Origin of the sequence: Pseudomonas sp. R25(2017) (assembly GCF_002112565.1) — a bacterium.
Lineage (GTDB): Bacteria > Pseudomonadota > Gammaproteobacteria > Pseudomonadales > Pseudomonadaceae > Aquipseudomonas > Aquipseudomonas ekonensis.
In genome coordinates, this window is record NZ_NEHZ01000017.1 from 147,928 (window position 1) to 165,237 (window position 17,310).

General features: G+C 64.1%; 17 protein-coding genes. 9 read left to right on the forward strand and 8 right to left on the reverse strand.

Features of this window, described 5'->3' with window-relative positions; genetic code table 11:
- Positions 1 to 3: 3 nt before the first annotated feature.
- The 5 genes from cyoB to CAG31_RS21475 all read left to right on the forward strand — a co-directional run bounded on the left by cyoB (position 4) and on the right by CAG31_RS21475 (position 4,559).
- Complete coding sequence (gene cyoB, locus CAG31_RS21455) at positions 4 to 2,034, forward strand: cytochrome o ubiquinol oxidase subunit I (protein ID WP_085584900.1); 2,031 nt, start codon at positions 4 to 6, stop codon at positions 2,032 to 2,034.
- A 3-nt stretch (positions 2,035 to 2,037) separates the two neighbouring features.
- A complete protein-coding gene (locus CAG31_RS21460) occupies positions 2,038 to 2,664 on the forward strand; it encodes a cytochrome o ubiquinol oxidase subunit III (RefSeq protein WP_085584902.1) in 627 nt (208 codons plus the stop codon).
- A complete protein-coding gene (gene cyoD, locus CAG31_RS21465) occupies positions 2,664 to 2,999 on the forward strand; it encodes a cytochrome o ubiquinol oxidase subunit IV (protein WP_085584904.1) in 336 nt (111 codons plus the stop codon). The genes CAG31_RS21460 and cyoD overlap by 1 nt, the downstream gene beginning before the upstream one ends.
- Before the next feature lie 10 nt (positions 3,000 to 3,009).
- On the forward strand, positions 3,010 to 3,897 hold the full coding sequence (gene cyoE / locus CAG31_RS21470; RefSeq protein WP_085584906.1) for a heme o synthase: 888 nt from the start codon (positions 3,010 to 3,012) through the stop codon (positions 3,895 to 3,897).
- Between the two features lie 170 nt (positions 3,898 to 4,067).
- Positions 4,068 to 4,559, forward strand: a complete 492-nt coding sequence (locus CAG31_RS21475; protein WP_085584908.1) for a RidA family protein — start codon at positions 4,068 to 4,070, stop codon at positions 4,557 to 4,559.
- Between the two features lie 60 nt (positions 4,560 to 4,619).
- Here the strand turns inward: CAG31_RS21475 and CAG31_RS21480 are convergent, their stop codons facing one another.
- The 3 genes from CAG31_RS21480 to CAG31_RS21490 form a co-directional block, all read right to left on the reverse strand.
- A complete protein-coding gene (locus tag CAG31_RS21480) occupies positions 4,620 to 5,324 on the reverse strand; it encodes a hypothetical protein (protein ID WP_085584910.1) in 705 nt (234 codons plus the stop codon).
- A 118-nt stretch (positions 5,325 to 5,442) separates the two neighbouring features.
- The gene (locus CAG31_RS21485) at positions 5,443 to 6,969 is read right to left on the reverse strand and encodes a HAMP domain-containing sensor histidine kinase (RefSeq protein ID WP_085584912.1); all 1,527 of its coding nucleotides are present in this window, start codon (positions 6,967 to 6,969) and stop codon (positions 5,443 to 5,445) included.
- The gene (locus CAG31_RS21490) at positions 6,966 to 7,682 is read right to left on the reverse strand and encodes a response regulator transcription factor (protein ID WP_085584914.1); all 717 of its coding nucleotides are present in this window, start codon (positions 7,680 to 7,682) and stop codon (positions 6,966 to 6,968) included. The genes CAG31_RS21485 and CAG31_RS21490 overlap by 4 nt, the downstream gene beginning before the upstream one ends.
- A 151-nt stretch (positions 7,683 to 7,833) precedes the next feature.
- Here CAG31_RS21490 and msrB point away from each other — a divergent pair, with 151 nt between their 5' ends.
- From msrB to msrA, 3 genes are read left to right on the forward strand one after another with little or no spacing between them, the layout of a single operon-like run.
- Entirely contained in the window at positions 7,834 to 8,352 is a 519-nt protein-coding gene (msrB, locus tag CAG31_RS21495) for a peptide-methionine (R)-S-oxide reductase MsrB (RefSeq protein ID WP_085584916.1), read from the forward strand.
- A gap of 43 nt (positions 8,353 to 8,395) precedes the next feature.
- Entirely contained in the window at positions 8,396 to 10,204 is a 1,809-nt protein-coding gene (locus CAG31_RS21500) for a cytochrome c biogenesis protein DipZ (RefSeq protein ID WP_085584918.1), read from the forward strand.
- A 15-nt stretch (positions 10,205 to 10,219) separates the two neighbouring features.
- Positions 10,220 to 10,924, forward strand: a complete 705-nt coding sequence (gene msrA, locus CAG31_RS21505) for a peptide-methionine (S)-S-oxide reductase MsrA (RefSeq protein ID WP_085584920.1) — start codon at positions 10,220 to 10,222, stop codon at positions 10,922 to 10,924.
- Between the two features lie 14 nt (positions 10,925 to 10,938).
- On the opposite strand, the gene CAG31_RS21510 is transcribed toward msrA, so the two are convergent.
- On the reverse strand, positions 10,939 to 11,844 hold the full coding sequence (locus CAG31_RS21510) for a LysR family transcriptional regulator (protein ID WP_085584922.1): 906 nt from the start codon (positions 11,842 to 11,844) through the stop codon (positions 10,939 to 10,941).
- Positions 11,845 to 11,946: 102 nt separating this feature from the next.
- Here CAG31_RS21510 and CAG31_RS21515 point away from each other — a divergent pair, with 102 nt between their 5' ends.
- Positions 11,947 to 13,119: an aspartate aminotransferase family protein gene (locus tag CAG31_RS21515; protein WP_085584923.1), complete on the forward strand. Its 1,173-nt coding sequence runs from the start codon at positions 11,947 to 11,949 to the stop codon at positions 13,117 to 13,119.
- 19 nt (positions 13,120 to 13,138) lie between these two features.
- On the opposite strand, the gene CAG31_RS21520 is transcribed toward CAG31_RS21515, so the two are convergent.
- From CAG31_RS21520 to CAG31_RS21535, 4 genes are all read right to left on the reverse strand, one after another.
- Positions 13,139 to 13,630: an adenylate kinase gene (locus tag CAG31_RS21520; RefSeq protein WP_085584925.1), complete on the reverse strand. Its 492-nt coding sequence runs from the start codon at positions 13,628 to 13,630 to the stop codon at positions 13,139 to 13,141.
- Between the two features lie 85 nt (positions 13,631 to 13,715).
- A complete protein-coding gene (locus tag CAG31_RS21525) occupies positions 13,716 to 15,629 on the reverse strand; it encodes an alkaline phosphatase D family protein (RefSeq protein WP_085584927.1) in 1,914 nt (637 codons plus the stop codon).
- Between the two features lie 71 nt (positions 15,630 to 15,700).
- Positions 15,701 to 16,414, reverse strand: coding sequence for a hypothetical protein (locus tag CAG31_RS21530; protein WP_085584929.1), 714 nt, complete (start codon positions 16,412 to 16,414; stop codon positions 15,701 to 15,703).
- A gap of 126 nt (positions 16,415 to 16,540) precedes the next feature.
- Entirely contained in the window at positions 16,541 to 16,870 is a 330-nt protein-coding gene (locus CAG31_RS21535) for a hypothetical protein (protein WP_085584931.1), read from the reverse strand.
- Positions 16,871 to 17,310 lie beyond the last annotated feature (440 nt).

Below are 17,310 nucleotides of genomic sequence, written 5' to 3' on the forward strand. Positions count from 1 at the left end.
ACGATGTTTGGTAAATTAAGTTGGGAAGCGGTTCCTTTCCACGAGCCGATTGTCATGGTGACCATCGCCATGATCGCGCTCGGTGGTCTGGGGCTGTTCGCGGCAATCACCTACTTCAAGAAGTGGACCTACCTGTGGACCGAGTGGCTGACGTCGGTCGACCACAAGAAAATCGGCGTGATGTACATCATCGTCGCCATGGTCATGCTGCTGCGCGGCTTCGCCGACGCCATCATGATGCGTTCCCAACTGGCCATGGCCACCGAGGGTTCGCCTGGCTACCTGCCGCCTGAACACTATGACCAGATCTTCACCGCCCACGGTGTGATCATGATCATCTTCATGGCGATGCCATTCTTCACCGGCCTGATGAACCTGGCGGTTCCGCTGCAGATCGGCGCCCGTGACGTTGCCTTCCCGTTCCTGAACTCCCTGAGCTTCTGGCTGCTGGTGTCCGGCGTCGTGCTGATCAACCTGTCCCTGGGCGTCGGCGAATTCGCCAAGACCGGCTGGGTTGCCTATCCGCCGCTGTCGGGTCTGCAATACAGTCCTGGCGTGGGTGTGGACTACTACATCTGGGCGCTGCAGCTATCGGGCCTGGGTACGACGCTAACGGGGGTCAACTTCCTGGCCACCGTGCTGAAGATGCGTACCCCTGGCATGAAGCTGATGGACATGCCGATCTTCACCTGGACCTGCACCTGGGCCAACGTCCTGATCGTGGCTTCGTTCCCGATCCTGACCGCCACCCTGGCGCTGCTGACCCTTGACCGTTACATGGATTTCCACATTTTCACCAACGAACTTGGTGGCAATCCGATGATGTACGTCAACCTGTTCTGGGCCTGGGGCCACCCTGAGGTGTACATCCTGATCCTGCCGGCGTTCGGCATCTTCTCGGAAGTCGTCTCGGCGTTCACCGGCAAGAAACTGTTCGGCCACCACTCGATGATCTACGCTTCGGGCGCGATCTCGGTGCTGGGCTTCATGGTTTGGCTGCACCACTTCTTCACCATGGGTTCGGGCGCCAGCGTCAACGCCTTCTTCGGTCTGGCGACGATGCTGATCTCCATCCCGACGGGCGTGAAGCTGTTCAACTGGCTGTTCACCATCTACCAGGGCCGTCTGCGCTTCACCAGCCAGGTGATGTGGACCCTGGGCTTCATGGTGACCTTCGCCATCGGCGGCATGACCGGCGTACTGCTGGCCATCCCGGGTGCGGACTTCGTGCTGCACAACAGCCTGTTCGTGATCGCGCACTTCCACAACGTGATCATCGGCGGCGCGGTATTCGGCTACATCGCAGGCTTCGGCTTCTACTTCCCTAAAGCGTTCGGCTTCAAGCTGCACGAAGGCTGGGGCAAGGCAGCGTTCTGGTTCTGGATCGTCGGCTTCTTCGTCGCGTTCATGCCGCTGTACGCACTGGGCTTCATGGGCATGACCCGTCGCCTGAACGCCACCACCAACCCTGAGTGGGTGCCGTACCTGTACGTCGCCATGGTCGGTGCGGTGCTGATCGCGTTCGGTATCGCTTCCCAGCTGATCCAGCTGTACGTGTCGGTGCGTGACCGCAACAAGCCAGAGAACATGTGCGAACACGGCGACCCGTGGAATGCGCATACCCTGGAATGGTCGACCTCGTCGCCGCCACCGTTCTACAACTTCGCCGTCCTGCCGAAGGCCGACTGCATCGACCCGTTCACCGAAGCCAAGGAAAACGGTACCGCGTACCAGAAGCCGGCCAAGTACGAGCCGATCCACATGCCGAACAACACCGCCACCGGTGTGGTGATGGGCGCTCTGCTGACCGTGTTCGGTTTCGCGATGATCTGGCACATCTGGTGGCTGGCGATCGCGAGCCTGGCAGGCACCGTGATCTACTTCGTGATCCACGCTGCGCGTGACGATCAGGGCTACATGGTGCCGGTCGACGTGATCGAGCGCATCGAAGCCGAGCAGCACAAGCGTCTGGTCGCGGCCGGCAAGATCCCGGCGTCCGCCACCCGTGTTGAAACCAAGTTGGAACAGGCTTAAACAATGTCGAACTTAGTGACCAATGTTGGACACGCCCATGGTCATGACCATGGGCACGATGACCATCACCACGACTCGGGCGAGATGACCGTCTACGGTTTCTGGCTCTACCTGATGACCGACTGCATCCTGTTTGCGTCGATCTTCGCGGTGTACGCGGTACTGGTGAACAACGTGGCCGGCGGACCGTCGGGCCACGACATCTTCGAACTGCCTTACGTGCTGGGCGAAACCGCTCTGCTGCTGTTCAGTTCGATCACCTACGGCTTCGCCATGCTGGCGTTGTACAAGGGCAAGAAGCAGCAGGTGCTGGGTTGGCTGTTCATGACCTTCCTGCTGGGCGCGGGCTTCATCGCCATGGAGATCAACGAGTTCCACCTGCTGATCTCCGAAGGCTTCGGCCCTAACCGTTCGGGCTTCCTGTCCGGGTTCTTCACCCTGGTCGGCACCCACGGCCTGCACGTTTCCGCCGGTCTGATCTGGATGGCGGTGATGATGTACCAGGTCAACAAACATGGCCTGACGTCGACCAACAAGACCCGCCTGAGCTGCCTGAGCCTGTTCTGGCACTTCCTGGACGTGGTCTGGATCTGCGTCTTCACCGTCGTCTACCTGATGGGGACCCTGTAATGGCTAATGCACACTCCCATGACAGCCACGATGCTGGCCACGGCAGCGTAAAGTCTTACGCCATCGGCTTCATCCTGTCGGTGATCCTGACCGTCATCCCGTTCGGCCTGGTGATGTACCCAAGCCTGCCGAAGGCGACGACGCTGGCGATCGTCCTGCTGTTCGCGGTGATCCAGGTGATCGTTCACCTGTATTACTTCCTGCACCTGGACCGTTCCGCGGCGCAGCGCAACAACGTGATTGCGTTCGTCTTCACGGCCATCGTGATTCTGCTGCTGGTCGGCTTGTCGCTGTGGATCATGTTCAGCATCCACACGTTCATGATGGCGAAGTGAGGTAGACCCGATGTCGCTCAAGCACTTTATCCAAATCACCAAACCGGGGATCATTTTCGGTAACGTGCTTTCGGTGGCAGGCGGGTTCTTCCTGGCCTCCAAAGGGCATGTCGATCTGGCCGTGTTCCTGGCGGCCATGATCGGCACCTCCCTGGTCGTGGCCTCCGGTTGCGTGTTCAACAACTGCATCGACCGCGACATCGACCTGAAGATGGAGCGCACCAAGAACCGGGTGCTGGTTCAGGGGCTCGTGTCCCTGAAACTGGCCCTGGCCTATGCGACCGTCCTGGGTGTCGCCGGCGTTGCGTTGCTGTACAAGGTGGCCAACCCGTTGGCTGCCCTGTTCGCCGTGATCGGCTTCATCATCTACGTCGGCTTCTACAGCCTGTACCTCAAGCGCAAGTCGGTTCACGGCACGCTGGTGGGCAGTCTGTCGGGCGCCATGCCGCCGGTGATCGGTTACGTGGCTGTGAGCAACAGCTTCGACATGGCCGCGCTGACCCTGCTGGTGATGTTCAGCCTGTGGCAGATGCCGCATTCCTACGCTATCGCGATCTTCCGCTTCAAGGATTACCAGGCCGCATCGATTCCGGTGCTGCCGGTGAAGCGCGGGATCGAGACGGCCAAGAAGCACATCCTGATCTACATCCTGGCGTTCCTGGCGGCGACCCTGATGCTGACCCTGAGCGGCTACGCCGGCATGAGCTACTTCGCCGTCGCCGCGGCCATGGGCATGTACTGGCTGTACATGGCCTGGACCGGCAACAAGGCTGTGGACGACACCGTCTGGGCACGCAAGCTGTTCGTGTTCTCGATCTTCACCATCACCGCGCTGAGCGTGATGATGTCGGTGGACTTCAAGGTGCCGGGCGACGTGCTGATGACGTACGCGCAGTAAGGTTCGCAGGCTTCAAGAAAAACCCCGCCATCGGAAGATGGACGGGGTTTTTTCTTGCCTGCGTTTCGGTGCCGGGGGAGGGGAATGGCCGGTTGCGCGGTAATGGCAAAAGGCCTAGATTTGGATCCAAACCTGCGGTCCTTCATGCATCGATTCAGAGGCTGGGCGAAATGACGGAAAGGCTGACCTGCGACGAACGCTTCATTGCACTGGCGAAAGAACTGAACTTCGACATCTATGGCGAGAACTCCAGCGGCGGCAACTATGCGCCGCTGATCCGCCATCACGACGAGCTGTACATCAGCGGGCTGGTGCCGCGCACCCACGGCCAGATCCAGTACCCGGGCCGGGTCGGCCTGGAGCTGACGCTCAAGGATGCGCAGGCCGCCGCCAGCATCAGCGCGATGCGCGCGCTGGCGTTGATCGTCGATGCCGTCGGCTCGCTGGACAAGGTCAAGGCGCTGCTGCGGGTCACGGTCTACGTGAAGTCCACGGCGGACTTCGTCGACCTGAGCGAAGTGGCCAACGGCGCATCGGATGTGTTCAGCCACGTGTTCGGCGATGTCGGCCGGCACACCCGCACCACGGTCGGTGTGTATCAGTTGCCCAAGAACGCGGCCATCGAAGTGGACATGATCGCGGCGCTGCATCCGTCGGCCTGACCGCCGCACAGCAAAAAGCCCCGCCTGGTATCCAGAGCGGGGCTTTTTCGTCAGAGCGGTTTACTGCGCGGCGATGCTGTAGCCGTCGAACGCGGTCTGCTGCTGCAGGGCGGTGATGATGTTCTTGCGGTTGACCGCCTGCTCGGTGCCGGCGTTGTCGATGAAGGTCTCGCTCTCCAGCTCGGCCTCGTCGCCTTCGCCGGTGAAGGTGAAGCCGAGGAACTCCAGCGCCTCGCGGTCCATGCTCAGGCGCGAGCGCGGGGTGCGCATCGGCAGGGTCACGCTGACGCCGTCCTTGCTGATGCTGAACACTTCGGCGTCTTTCTTGGCCCGTGCGGCCTTGCCCTTGCCGCCGCTCGGATTGCTGATGGCCTGGTGGGTCTGGTTCAGGACCTTGAGGGCCAGGCCGTAGACGATTTCCTGGAACGCCGGATCGTCCTTGAAGCTGGACAGGATACGGCTGATCGGGAACTTGCTGCTCAAGTCTTCGAGGGCGGCGGTGTCGGCGGCTTCGGCGTCCTTCAGGCGCTTGAGCTGGCCCATCAGTTCATAGGCCTGGTCGTCATCGAAGCGGTCGTGGGCCTGACGGATAGCCGCGCGCAGCTCACGGATCTGCTCGCTTTCGCGGGTGGACTGGAACGCGTCCAGCACCATTTCGCTGATGGTCTTGGCCTGCGGAAGGTGTTGTGAAAGATTGATGGAGTTTTCGTATTCCGCTTTGGACGACAGAGTGACTACGGATTCAGCGGTGTTGAAATCGGACATTGAAATTTCACTACTTCTTTGACTGGGTGGAGGCGAGAAAGCACGGGGTCTTTTTCCGGGCGCCTAATTTAGGGGAGCGGCGCCGGGTTGTCACGGAGCAGGGTGCCGACGGCGCCGATTATTTGCCCGCTGCGTGCTGTGTCACCGAACGCAGCATCGATTGCTCGGCGCTCTGCGGATTGACCTGCAGGGCAAAGCGGAACGTCGCCCCGCGCCCCGGCGCATCGAGCAGGCGGATCTCGCTGCCGTGCAACTGCAGGATGCGGTGCACGATGCGCAGGCCCAGGCCGCCGTCCCGGCGTGCGCCGCCGATGTTGAACGGGCGCAGGAACAGGCCTTCGCGCAGTTCCGGCGCAATGCCGGGGCCGGTGTCGCTGACCGTGACCTCGACCTGCGCACCCTGCGGCGTGAGCGCAAGCTCGATGTCCCCGCCCGGCGGGGTGTGGCGCAAGGCATTGTCCACCAGGTTGGTCAGCACCCGCTCGATGAGGCCGAGGTCTGCGCAGACCGCCGGCAAGCCGGCGGTGAAGTCGGCCATGAGGCTGACCTGGCGGGCCTCTGCGCCCAGCTCGAACTTCTGGAACACATCCTGCACCAGGTCGGTCAGCGAAAAGCGTTCCAGCACCGGTTGCACGAAGCCGTGCTCCAGGCGCACCAGTTCCAGCAGCGATTGCGCGAGGCCGCCGACCTTGCGGCTCTGGTCGAGGGCGATGCCCAGGTAGCGGCGGCGTTCCTGCGCCGATAGCGTGGCGTCCTTGAGCGACAGGGTTTCCAGGTAGCCGTGCAGGGAAGCCAGCGGCGTGCGCAGGTCATGGGAGATGTTCGCCACCAGCTCGCGGCGCTCCTGATCCTGGCGGGTCAATGAACGCCACTGTTCGCCGAGCCGGGCCTGCATCTGCCGGAAGGCGTTGTCGAGCACGGCGATCTCGTCGTGTCCGGCGGACTTGTCCACAACCGGCGGGCCGTTGTCTTGCGACGCTGTGCGCGGCGCACCGTCGATGTCGAAGCGGCTGACGGTGTCGGTCAGCCGCCGCAACGGACGGGTGATCAGGTTGAACGCCACGAGACCGGCGACCAGGCACAGCAGCGCCACCAGCCCGATGGACAGCAGGGCGGTGTTCAGGGCGGCGCTGGTGGCGCCGCGTTCGGCGTAGCGGTCGTGCGCCTCGCTGAGCAGCACCACGTAGAGATAGCCGGACGGCTTGCCGTCGACCTGCAGCGGCGCGGCGCTGAACACCTTGCGGCCGTCGACGCTGCGCGGGTCGTCGCCGAGGATCGGCAGCGGCTGGTCGTCGAGCAGCCGCCGAACAGGGGCGAGGTCGACCGTCTGCCTGCGCAGCCGGCCTTCGGGGGCAGCGTTGCCGACGATCCGGCCGGCGTTGTCGAGCAGGTACACCTCGACGCTGGGGTTGACCAGCATCAGCTGGCTGAACAGCTCGCGCACGGCGCCGGGCATCAGGCCGTGGCTGTCCATCAGCACGGTGTCGCGGGCGATGTGCCGGGCCAGGTCGCGGGACAGCCCCTGTACCACTTCCAGTTCATGCATCTGGCTGGAGCGCACCTGCAGCCAGGCCGAAGTGCCGCAGCACACCAGCAGCAGGGCGGCGAACACCAGTGACAAGCGCTGCGTGAGGGGCAGTTTCATGGCAGGTCCGCGCTGGCGCTGAACTTGTAGCCGCGCCCCCACACCGTGAGGATGCGACGGGGGGCGGCGGGATCGGTCTCGATCTTCGACCGCAACCGGTTGATGTGGGTGTTGACCGTGTGCTCATAGCCTTCATGGCTGTAGCCCCAGACGGCGTTGAGCAGATCCATGCGCGAGAACACCTTGCCCGGCTGGCGGGCGAAGAAGTACAGCAGGTCGAACTCCCGCGGCGGCAGATCCAGCCGCTGGCCGTTGAGCAGCACCTCGCGGGTGATCGGGTCGATCTCCAGGCCGTCGAGCATCAGGCGCCCGGCGTCCATCTTCAGGTTGCGCGCCATGGCGTCGACCCGGCGCAGCAGGGCCTTGACCCGGGCCACCAGCTCCAGCATCGAGAACGGTTTGGCGAGGTAGTCGTCGGCCCCCAGCTCCAGGCCGAGGATGCGGTGCACTTCGCTGGAGCGGGCGCTGGTGATGATGATCGGCGTATAGCGCGCCATGGCCCGGGCGCGGCGGCAGATTTCCAGGCCGTCGACGCCGGGCAGCATCAGGTCGAGGATGAGGGCGTCCCACTGTTCACGCTGCAGCAGGCGCATGCCTTCGGCGCCGTCGGCGCTGTGCACCACCTCGAATTGCTCGTCCCGCAGGTGCAGGCAGATGAGGTCGGCGATGTGCAGGTCGTCCTCGACCACCAGGACGCGTTTGGTCTGTTCCATGAAGCTCATTCCTTCGGCGCGATAGGCGCATTGTGCGGGTTTTCCTCCGGGCGAGTTATCACCAATCGTTTAACTTTCCGTGAGGATTCGGCGATCAACCCAAGCCTAGGCTGTGTTCGTCATCAAGCACTTGGAATCGACGGAGACAGCCATGCTTTCACGGCGACAGATACTGGCAGCGGGCGGCGGGCTGGGGGTTGCGGCCCTGTTGGCGGGTGTATTGCCAAAATTGTCGACCGGCGCGGCGCCGATCGGCGAAGCCCGGGCCGACGAAGCGTTCGACGTTGTCCACAGCGACAGCGAATGGCGCGCGCTGCTCAGCCCCGAGCAATACGACGTGCTGCGCCGCGAAGGCACGGAACGGGCCTACACCAGCCCGCTGAACGATGAGCACCGCACCGGCACGTTCGCCTGCGCCGGTTGCGCGCTGGCGCTGTTCTCGTCCGCGACCAAGTTCGACAGCCGCACCGGTTGGCCGAGTTTCTGGGCGCCGCTGGAGCACGCCGTGGCCACGCGCCAGGACCGTTCCTTCGGCATGAGCCGCGAGGAAGTCCACTGCCGGCGGTGCGGCGGGCACCTGGGGCACGTCTTCGACGACGGGCCGAAACCCACCGGCCTGCGCTACTGCATGAACGGCGTGGCCATGACCTTCAACCCCGCGGCGGCATGAACCGTGCCCCGCCCGCGTTTTTCACTGACTACAGGACGATGCCATGTGGCTCTTGGTTCTCGCATATCTGGGCGGCGTGCTGACGATCGTCAGCCCCTGCATCCTGCCGGTTCTGCCCTTTGTCTTCGCTCGCACCGGGCAGCCGTTTTTCAGAAGTGGCTTGCCGCTGTTGGCGGGGATGGCGCTGACCTTCGCCCTGGTCGCCACGCTGGCGGCGGTGGGCGGCGGTTGGGTGGTGCAAGTCAATCAGTACGGGCGCTGGCTCGCGTTGCTGTTCGTTGCACTGTTCGGGCTGACGCTGCTGCTGCCGCGTCTGGCCGAACGCCTGACCCGGCCGCTGGTGTCGGCCGGCAGTCGCCTGTCGGAAGCCGCCGGGCAGGACAGCCGGCCGCGTCCCGGCGCTTCGTTTCTGATCGGCGTCGCCACCGGGTTGCTCTGGGCGCCTTGCGCCGGGCCGATCCTGGGGCTGATCCTGACCGGCGCCGCGCTGCAAGGCGCAAGCATCGCCACCACGCTGTTGCTGCTGGCCTACGCCGCCGGTGCCGCCACTTCGCTGGCCGCGGCCCTGCTGCTGGGCGGTAAGGTCTTTGCGCTGATGAAGCGCTCGATCGGCACCGGCGAGTGGATTCGGCGCGGGCTGGGGGCCGCGATGCTGGCCGGGGTGGCCGCCATCGCGTTGGGCCTCGACACCGGGATTCTGGCGCGGGTGTCCACCGCCTCCACGGGCGGCCTGGAACAGGCGTTGGTCGGCAAGCTGTCCGGACGCTCCGCCAGTGCGAACGGCACGATGACCGCGCAGGTTCCGGCGTCGGACATCCCAGGAAGCGGCGCCATGATGGCGGCCGGCGGCGCAATGAAAATGGCGGCGAAGGCACCGGGCACCTTGCCGGTGGAGGGGCAGTTGCCGGCGCTGGACGGTGCGGTGCAATGGCTAAACTCGCCGCCGCTGGATGCCCAGGCCTTGAAGGGCAAGGTGGTGCTGGTGGATTTCTGGACCTACTCCTGCATCAACTGCCTGCGCACCCTGCCTTACGTCAAGGCCTGGGCCGAGAAGTACCGCGACCAGGGGTTGGTGGTGATCGGCGTGCATGCGCCGGAGTTCGCCTTCGAGCGCGACGTGGGCAACGTCACCAAGGCCATGAAGGCGCTGGGCATCCAATACCCGGTGGCCATCGACAACGACTACCGGATCTGGCGGGCCTTCAACAACGAATACTGGCCGGCGCACTACTTTGCCGACGCCCAGGGGCGAATCCGTTACCACCATTTCGGCGAAGGGGACTACGCCGAGTCGGAAAAGGTCATTCAGCAATTGCTGCGCGAAGCCGGTTCGAAGACCGTGGCCGACGGCTTGATCGATGCCGATGCCCAGGGCGTGCAATTGGCGGCGGACATGAATCAGGTGCTGTCGCCGGAAACCTACATCGGCTACCAGCGCGCGGAACATTTCGTACCGGAAACCAGCCTCGTGCCCGACAAGGTAGCGGCTTACAACACCCCGGCCATCCTGGCCTTGAACGACTGGAGCCTCGGCGGGCAATGGGCGGTCGGCGCCGAGCGCGCCACCGCCGACGCACCGGCTGGCCGCATCGTCTATCGCTTCCACGCCCGCGACCTGCACCTGGTGCTGGGCCCGGGCAAGGACGGCAAACCCGTGCGCTTCAAGGTGACCCTCGATGGCCAGGCGCCGGGCGATGCCCACGGTGTCGATGTCGCTCCGGACGGAACCGGCCAGGTGACCGAGCAGCGGTTGTATCAGTTGGTGCGCCAGGCCGACGGCGTGAAGGACCGCACCTTCAGCATCGAGTTCCTCGATCCGGGCGTGTCGGCCTACGCCTTTACCTTCGGTTGATCAGGAGTCCGCAACATGAAAACCCAAACGATCTGGCGCCGGCTGTTGCTCGGCGTCGCGACAGCCGCGGTGGTGGGGCAGTGCTCGGCATTCTCCTTCGGTGCCGAGCAAGGGGTGGTCATTCCGCCGCCGGCCCTCGATGAGAACACCCAGGCCCACAGCGAGACGGCGGTGTTCGCCGGCGGCTGCTTCTGGGGCGTCCAGGGCGTTTTCCAGCACGTCAAAGGGGTGCGGAACGCCGTGTCCGGCTATGCCGGCGGCGCGGCGGACACGGCAGAGTACGAGCGGGTCAGCGAGGGTGATACCGGCCATGCGGAATCGGTGCAGGTCACCTTCGACCCCACGCAGGTCAGCTACGGCAGCCTGTTGCAGATCTACTTCTCGGTGGCCCACAACCCCACCGAGCTCAACCGGCAGGGGCCGGACAGCGGCACGCAATACCGCTCTGCGCTGTTTCCGCTCAATGCCGAACAGCAACGGGTGGCCCAGGCCTACATCGCCCAGCTCGATGGGACGCATGCCTTCGGCAAACCGATCGTGACCCGGCTGGAAACCTACAACGGCTTCTACCCGGCGGAGGACTATCACCAGGACTTCCTGACGGAACACCCGAGCTATCCCTACATCGTGATCAACGACCTGCCGAAGGTGGCGCAGTTGAAGCAGTTGTTCGCCCAGCGCTATCAGGAGAAACCGGTGCTGGTCAAAGGCGGGTCGTGATTACAGGTCGCCGGTCAGCGCTTGCCCCACGTCTGCATCGCAAACTCGACGAAGCGCCGCAGCTTCGGCAGCCGGTAGCGATCCGGCGCATACAGCAGGTGCAACGGGCGGCTAGGCGGTTGGTAATCGGGGATCACCGTGATCAGTTTGCCGTCCCGCAAGTCCTGCTCGACCAGGGCATCGGGCAGCATCACGATGCCCATGCCGGTGCGGGCCGCCTGATGCAGCCCGGCAGAGGTGTTCATCAGCATCGGGCCGCTGACGTCGATCATGATCTCTCCGTCCGGCCCGCTCAGGCGCCAGCGCTTCTCCACCGATTGCCAGTCATCGCCGGCAGGGTAGGCGAACGACAGGCAATCGTGCTGCTGCAGGTCTTCGGGCGTATGCGGCATGCCGCGCCGGGCCACGTACTCGGGGGAGGCGCACACGGTCAGGGTGTAATCGATCAGTGGCCGGGCGATCAGGTTCGATTGCTCGAAATGGCCAAGCCGGAACGCCACATCGAGGCCGCTTTCCAGCAGGTCCGGACGGCGGTTGGTCAGCACCACATCCAGTTTGACCTGCGGGCACTGCAGGGAAAACTCGCTCAATGCCGGGGCCAGGCGCTCGACGCCGAAGGTCAGCGGTGCGGTGATGCGCAAGAGGCCGCGTGGCTCGTCCACCGTCTGTTCGGCGAGGCGTTCGGAGTCCTTGACGAGCCCCAGCACCTCAAGGCACCGCTGGTAGTAGAGCGAGCCGAACTCGGTCAGCCGCTGGCGGCGGGTGGTGCGTTGCAGCAGTTGCACGCCGAGCCGCTGCTCCAACGCCCGCAGGTGATTGCCGACCATGGTCGTGGACATTTCGCATTGCAGGGCTGCCGCGGTCATGCTGCCGGCTTCCACGACTTTGACGTAGACGCTCATCGACTGGAACAGATCCATTATCAAGCCCTGCTTCTAAATGATTGAAGTGTTGCCGAGTTTATCCAGCTCTGGTGGCTAACCATACTGCAAACACACCGACCTTCACTGGAGTTTGAAGTCATGACCGCCGCCCTGATGAACACCTACCAACCGCTGGCCCTAAGTTTCATCAAGGGACTGGGCACACGACTGTGGGATCAGGCCGGTCGCGAATACCTGGACGCGGTGGCCGGTGTGGCGGTGACCAACGTCGGCCACTCGCACCCGCGCATCGTTTCGGCGATCAGCGAACAGGCCGGATTGCTGCTGCACACCTCCAACCTGTACAGCATCGACTGGCAGCAACGGCTGGCGCAGAAACTGACGCAGCTGTCCGGCATGGAGCGAGCGTTCTTCAACAATTCCGGGGCCGAGGCCAACGAAACCGCGCTGAAGCTGGCGCGGCTCTACGGCTGGCGCAAAGGCATCGAGCAGCCGTTGGTGGTGGTAATGGCCAACGCTTTCCACGGCCGCACGCTGGGCACCTTGTCGGCCAGCGACGGTCCGGCGGTGCGCCTCGGTTTCAATGACCTGCCGGGGGATTTCATCAAGGTGCCGTTCGGCGACCTGGCTGCGTTGGATCAGGTGCAACGCCAGCACGGCGCACGGATCGTGGCCGTCCTGATGGAGCCGATCCAGGGCGAAAGCGGTGTGCAGACCGCGCCGCCCGGTTATCTCAAGGCCCTGCGCGAGCAGTGCGACCGTTATGCCTGGCTGTTGATGCTCGACGAGATCCAGACCGGCATCGGCCGCACCGGCCGCTGGTTCGCGTTCCAGCACGAAGGCATCGTTCCGGATGTCATGACGCTGGCCAAAGGCCTGGGCAACGGCGTGCCCATCGGCGCCTGTCTGGCGCGGGGGCGGGCGGCCGACCTGTTCACCCCGGGCAGCCACGGCAGCACCTTCGGCGGTAACCCGCTGGCGTGCCGGGTCGCCTGCACGGTGCTCGACATCATCGAAGAACAAGGGCTGCTGGAAAACGCCAGGGTACAGGGCGAACGCCTGTTGACCCGCCTGCGCTCAGAGCTGGCGGACAACCCCAACGTGCTGGCGATACGCGGGCAGGGGCTGATGATCGGCATCGAACTCAAGCAGCCGATCCGCGACCTGACGCTGATTGCGGCACGGGATCACGGATTGCTGATCAACGTCACCCGCGGCAAGACCATCCGGCTGCTGCCGCCGCTGACGCTCGATGAGCGGGAGGTGGGGATGATTGTCAGAGGGGTGGGGCGGGTGATCGCCTCGATGTGAAGCTGGGGCGGGCAGTGTGTCATGCACTGCCCGCAAACCGGAGGATTTCACCGCGCTCCCAGAGCACCACCTTCTCCCCCGCAAACCCCTCAAACAACTGCCGGTGCGCGGCCCATCCGTCCGTGCCTTCCCGGTCTTGGTAGGCGACGGCCCACGCCAGCATCGCGGCCAGGCGCGGATCGTCCGGGGGCGAGCCGCGTTCCCGTTGGCGGATGTTGGCCACGCATTCCGCGTCGGCGATGCGCAGCCAGATCAGCGCCGTCGCGCGGTCGAGCAATTCACTGACGAACACCTCGTACACGCCTTCGATCACCCAGCGTTCCTGGCTGGCGGCGAGTCGGGCCATGCCCATCGCTTCGCCGCGGGGGCGGGGGATGCTGTGTTCGTCGGACAGCCAGTGGATAAGGTCGAGCTCGATCCACGGCGCGTCCAGGTGCGCGGCCAGGCGTCGGGCCAGCCAGCTCTTGCCGGCGCCCGAGTTGCCGATGATGAGGGTGCGTGTGAGGTTCATGGGCATGCTTCGGCCCTGCGGCGTCCGTGCTGGCGCCATCGCCAGCAGGCTGGCTCCTGCAGTGAGCGTCTGCGGTGCCGTGGTTCTAATCAGGATAGTCCGACAGGTCGGGCGCCAGCATCCGAGTCTTGGCTGCGCCGTTGGCGTTGTGCTGGATAATGTCCTGTGGCTGTCCGGCTTTGTTGAAGAACACTTGGCCGATCCCCGCCGAGTTCCACAGGCGTTCGCCCGCTTCGGCGTGTTCGGGGACGTAGGGCACGATGCGCATGCGGCGGCGCTTGGTCAGCCAGTTCAGTGGCGAGCGCGGCGAGTAGAGCCAGCGGTTGAGGCGGTCGAACCATTCCAGCAGGGCGGGCGGGAATTCGTTCTTGATGCCGCTGCTGGTGATCTGCCAGATTCGCGGGCCGGCCTTGCGGTGTCGGATGAGCACTTCGTAGACGAAGGAATAATGCACATCGCCGGACAGCACCACGTAACTGCCGGGCGTGCGCGAGTGTCGGAAAATGTTCAGGATCACCTGGGCCGCGCCGCGATGGGCCATCCAGTTTTCCGCGTCCACCAGCAAGGGGTAGCCGCACCAGCTGAATACCCGCTGCACGGTCTCGATCAGTTTCACGCCGAACACCGGCGCCGGCGACACGATGATCGCCGACGGGTGATCGAGCAGTTCCTGTTGCAGTTCGCACAGGGCTTCCCAGTCCAGCAGGCCCGAGGGTTGCTTGAGCGAGCGTTCGCTGCGCCAGCGGCGGGTGCGGGTGTCGAGCACCACCAGCGCCGGGGCGCTCGGCAGCACGTAGTGCCAGCGCTGGAAACGCAGCAGGTTGTCGATCAGCGCATCCTGCGCCGGGCTGTCGAGGTGGCGGCCATCGCCGTCGGCGCCCAGGCGGCGGGCCTTCTCCAGCGGATCCTTGAAGGCGTCCGGATTGTTGCCCCAGCCCTGGCACAGCAGGTAGGCGATCAGCGCATTGCCGATGATGCGCTTGGAGAACGGATGGCCGTAGGCCGTTTCCTCCCATTGCGCAGACAGGTTCCAGTCGTCGGTGATGTCGTGGTCGTCGAAGATCATCAGGCTCGGCAAGTGCGCCAGCGCCCGCGCCACATTGCCCAGGCCGGCCTTGAAGCCGTCGATGCGCACCTGTTCGAGGGCGTAGCGCTTGAGCCGGTCCGGCGTCAGCGCCGGCGGCTGCGGATCGATCAGCGTCCACGGCACCGGCGACCACACCAGCAGGTACATCGCCATGACTTCGGCGAACGTCACCAGATGGTTGTCGGCGTTGCTGCTGGTGAAGATCGGCTTGCGCGCCCCGCCGAAGAAGCGCTCGCGCAATGTCTCGTTGCTCTCGAGCGCCGGCAGCAGGTCCGCGCGGTGGTAGTAGCTGGCCGGATGTTCGTAGAGCCGGGCGCTGTCGCTGACCACGGCGCCTTCGAGGTGCTCGCCGAACAGGTCCAGGCGTTCGATCAAGGCATGGATCGCGCGCAGCATCGGCCCGGCGACGTCATCGGCGTAGATCTGGTCGCCGGTCATCATCAGCAGGGCCGGGCGTTGCGCAGGGGCGGTTTCGGCCGCCAGCAGTCGGTCGACGCATAGCAGGCCGTCGGCGGCCTTGTGGTGAGGCTTGCGGCAGGAGCCGTGGAGCAACTGGTCGATGCGCGAGCGCAGGACGAAGTCCGGCGAATCGGCGTTGCCGTAGAGCAGGTGAGGGGCCCACTCGGCGATCGGCTGCAGGCCATCGATCAGCAGGTCATAAGCGATGCGGGTGTCGCAGGGCAGCGGGGCCTGCAGGGCGACGTCGATCAGGTGGATAAACGCCCGGGCGCCGACGGGTACGACGGTGCACGCCGTCCCGTCGAGCGGGATGTCGCCCACGCCATCAAGGTGCAAGGTCAGCGACAGCGGCCGGGTGCCCACCAGCCACATCACCAGCCGAGAGGGCTCCAGCCGCCGCAGCAGCGGGCCGGCCAACACAGGGGGCAGCGGGGTCAACTCATCGAGGGGCATCGTGGATCGGGCTCGGGGCGCACAGGCCGGCGATCATAGCGCAGCCGGCGCCCGACACCCTTAAACCAGGCTTAAGATTTGACCTTCTGCAGCTTCAGGTTCAGCAGGCGCCAATCGGCGTACCCGGACTCTTTGCCGGCCACTTGCTGCAGCGAGCAGTCATAGCGGTAGCTGACATCGTCGCCGAGCATGTTACGGGCGGTGACGGTATTGCTGATGGTGTAGGTCTGATCCTTGTACCGCGTGCTCTGGGTCGAGGACGGATTGGCGATCACCGCCGAGGCAGGAAAGCGCATGGCGTTCATGATGAAGGGCGCGCACATCACCGAGGCCAGCAGGGACTTGTCGGCGTTCGGGTCTTTGCCGATCCGTTTGCGCAGCGCGGCGAATTCCTTGCCGGCGGTGTCCTGCACCTTCTTCTCGGACACCGCTGCCGTCAGACGTTTACTGAAATTGGGCAGGAGCGCGGACTCGGGCGGCGAAGGCTCGTTCTGCGGTTCGCCGGCGACATAGGCCGGAAGGTCGTCGGCCTCCGGGAGCAGTGCGACGTCGGAGACCGACTCGGCCTCTTGCTCCACCACTTCCTCCGGTGCTGCCCTTTCGGCGCGGTGCGGCGACGGGAACAGCGAAAAGGTGATCGACAGCATCACCAGGCCCACGATGAAACCGCCCGCCGCACCCACCAGGTTGCTATAGAACAGGTTCCAGCCGCCGCGGTTCTTCACCACCCAGCGCCACATGAAACCCCAGGCCGCCAAAAACACGAGTAAACGCAGAAACTCCATTCGATCCTTTCCTTGAATTGCCTATCGCCCCGCATCGGTGTCTGCCGGGCAGGGTGCTGAAGATGGGTGGCAAGATATCAGAACGACAGAGTCTCGCCACGCAGACATTCACCGAAGAGGCAGGCGTCAGAGCACGTCTTTCAGATAGCCCTTGATCGCCAGCACGGGCGCGTGCAACTGCTCAAGCGAATCGGCTCGGCCGATGCCCGCCGACAGCCTGTGCAGCTCGCGCCCCAACGGCTTCTCCGCACCGCCCAGGGCGTCCAGCGCCAGGTCCAGGCACTCGTGCAGCTTCACCCGGATGGCGTCCACGTCATTGCGGCGCACCAGCAGTTCGAATACGTCCCTCTGGTAATCGCCCATCACCAGATCGTCCCGCAGGATCGGGCTCAGGCCTTCTTCCTCATAGGCCAGCTTGAGGGAGAACAGGGCGACGGTTTCCAGTGACGTTTCCATGGTGAGGATCCTTACGCCGCGTGCCGCGGGGGAGGGGGGCGGCCGCCAAAAGTAGAAAAGGTCCTGCAAAACAAGACCTTTTCTACTTTTGGTGCCCGAGAGGGGCTCGAAAATACCTGCTGCTATAGGCGACTGTCGACACAGGCTGTGTAAAAGGGAAAAGAATTTCTAAACGGGGGTTGACGGCCAATTTCAATGCTGTACTATTCGCCTCCCGCTAACGAGCAGCTCGAAGCTGATCTTAGTTAAGCACTTGATTTTGTTGATGAAATTAAAGCTTTAAGGGTGTTGCAAAAAGAGGTGAAGCATGTAGAATGCGCGCCTCGGTCGAGACGAAAGAATTGACCAACCGCTCTTTAACAACTGAATCAAGCAATTCGTGTGGGTGCTTGTGGAGTCAGACTGACAGTCAAAAAGATTATCAGCATCACAAGTTACTC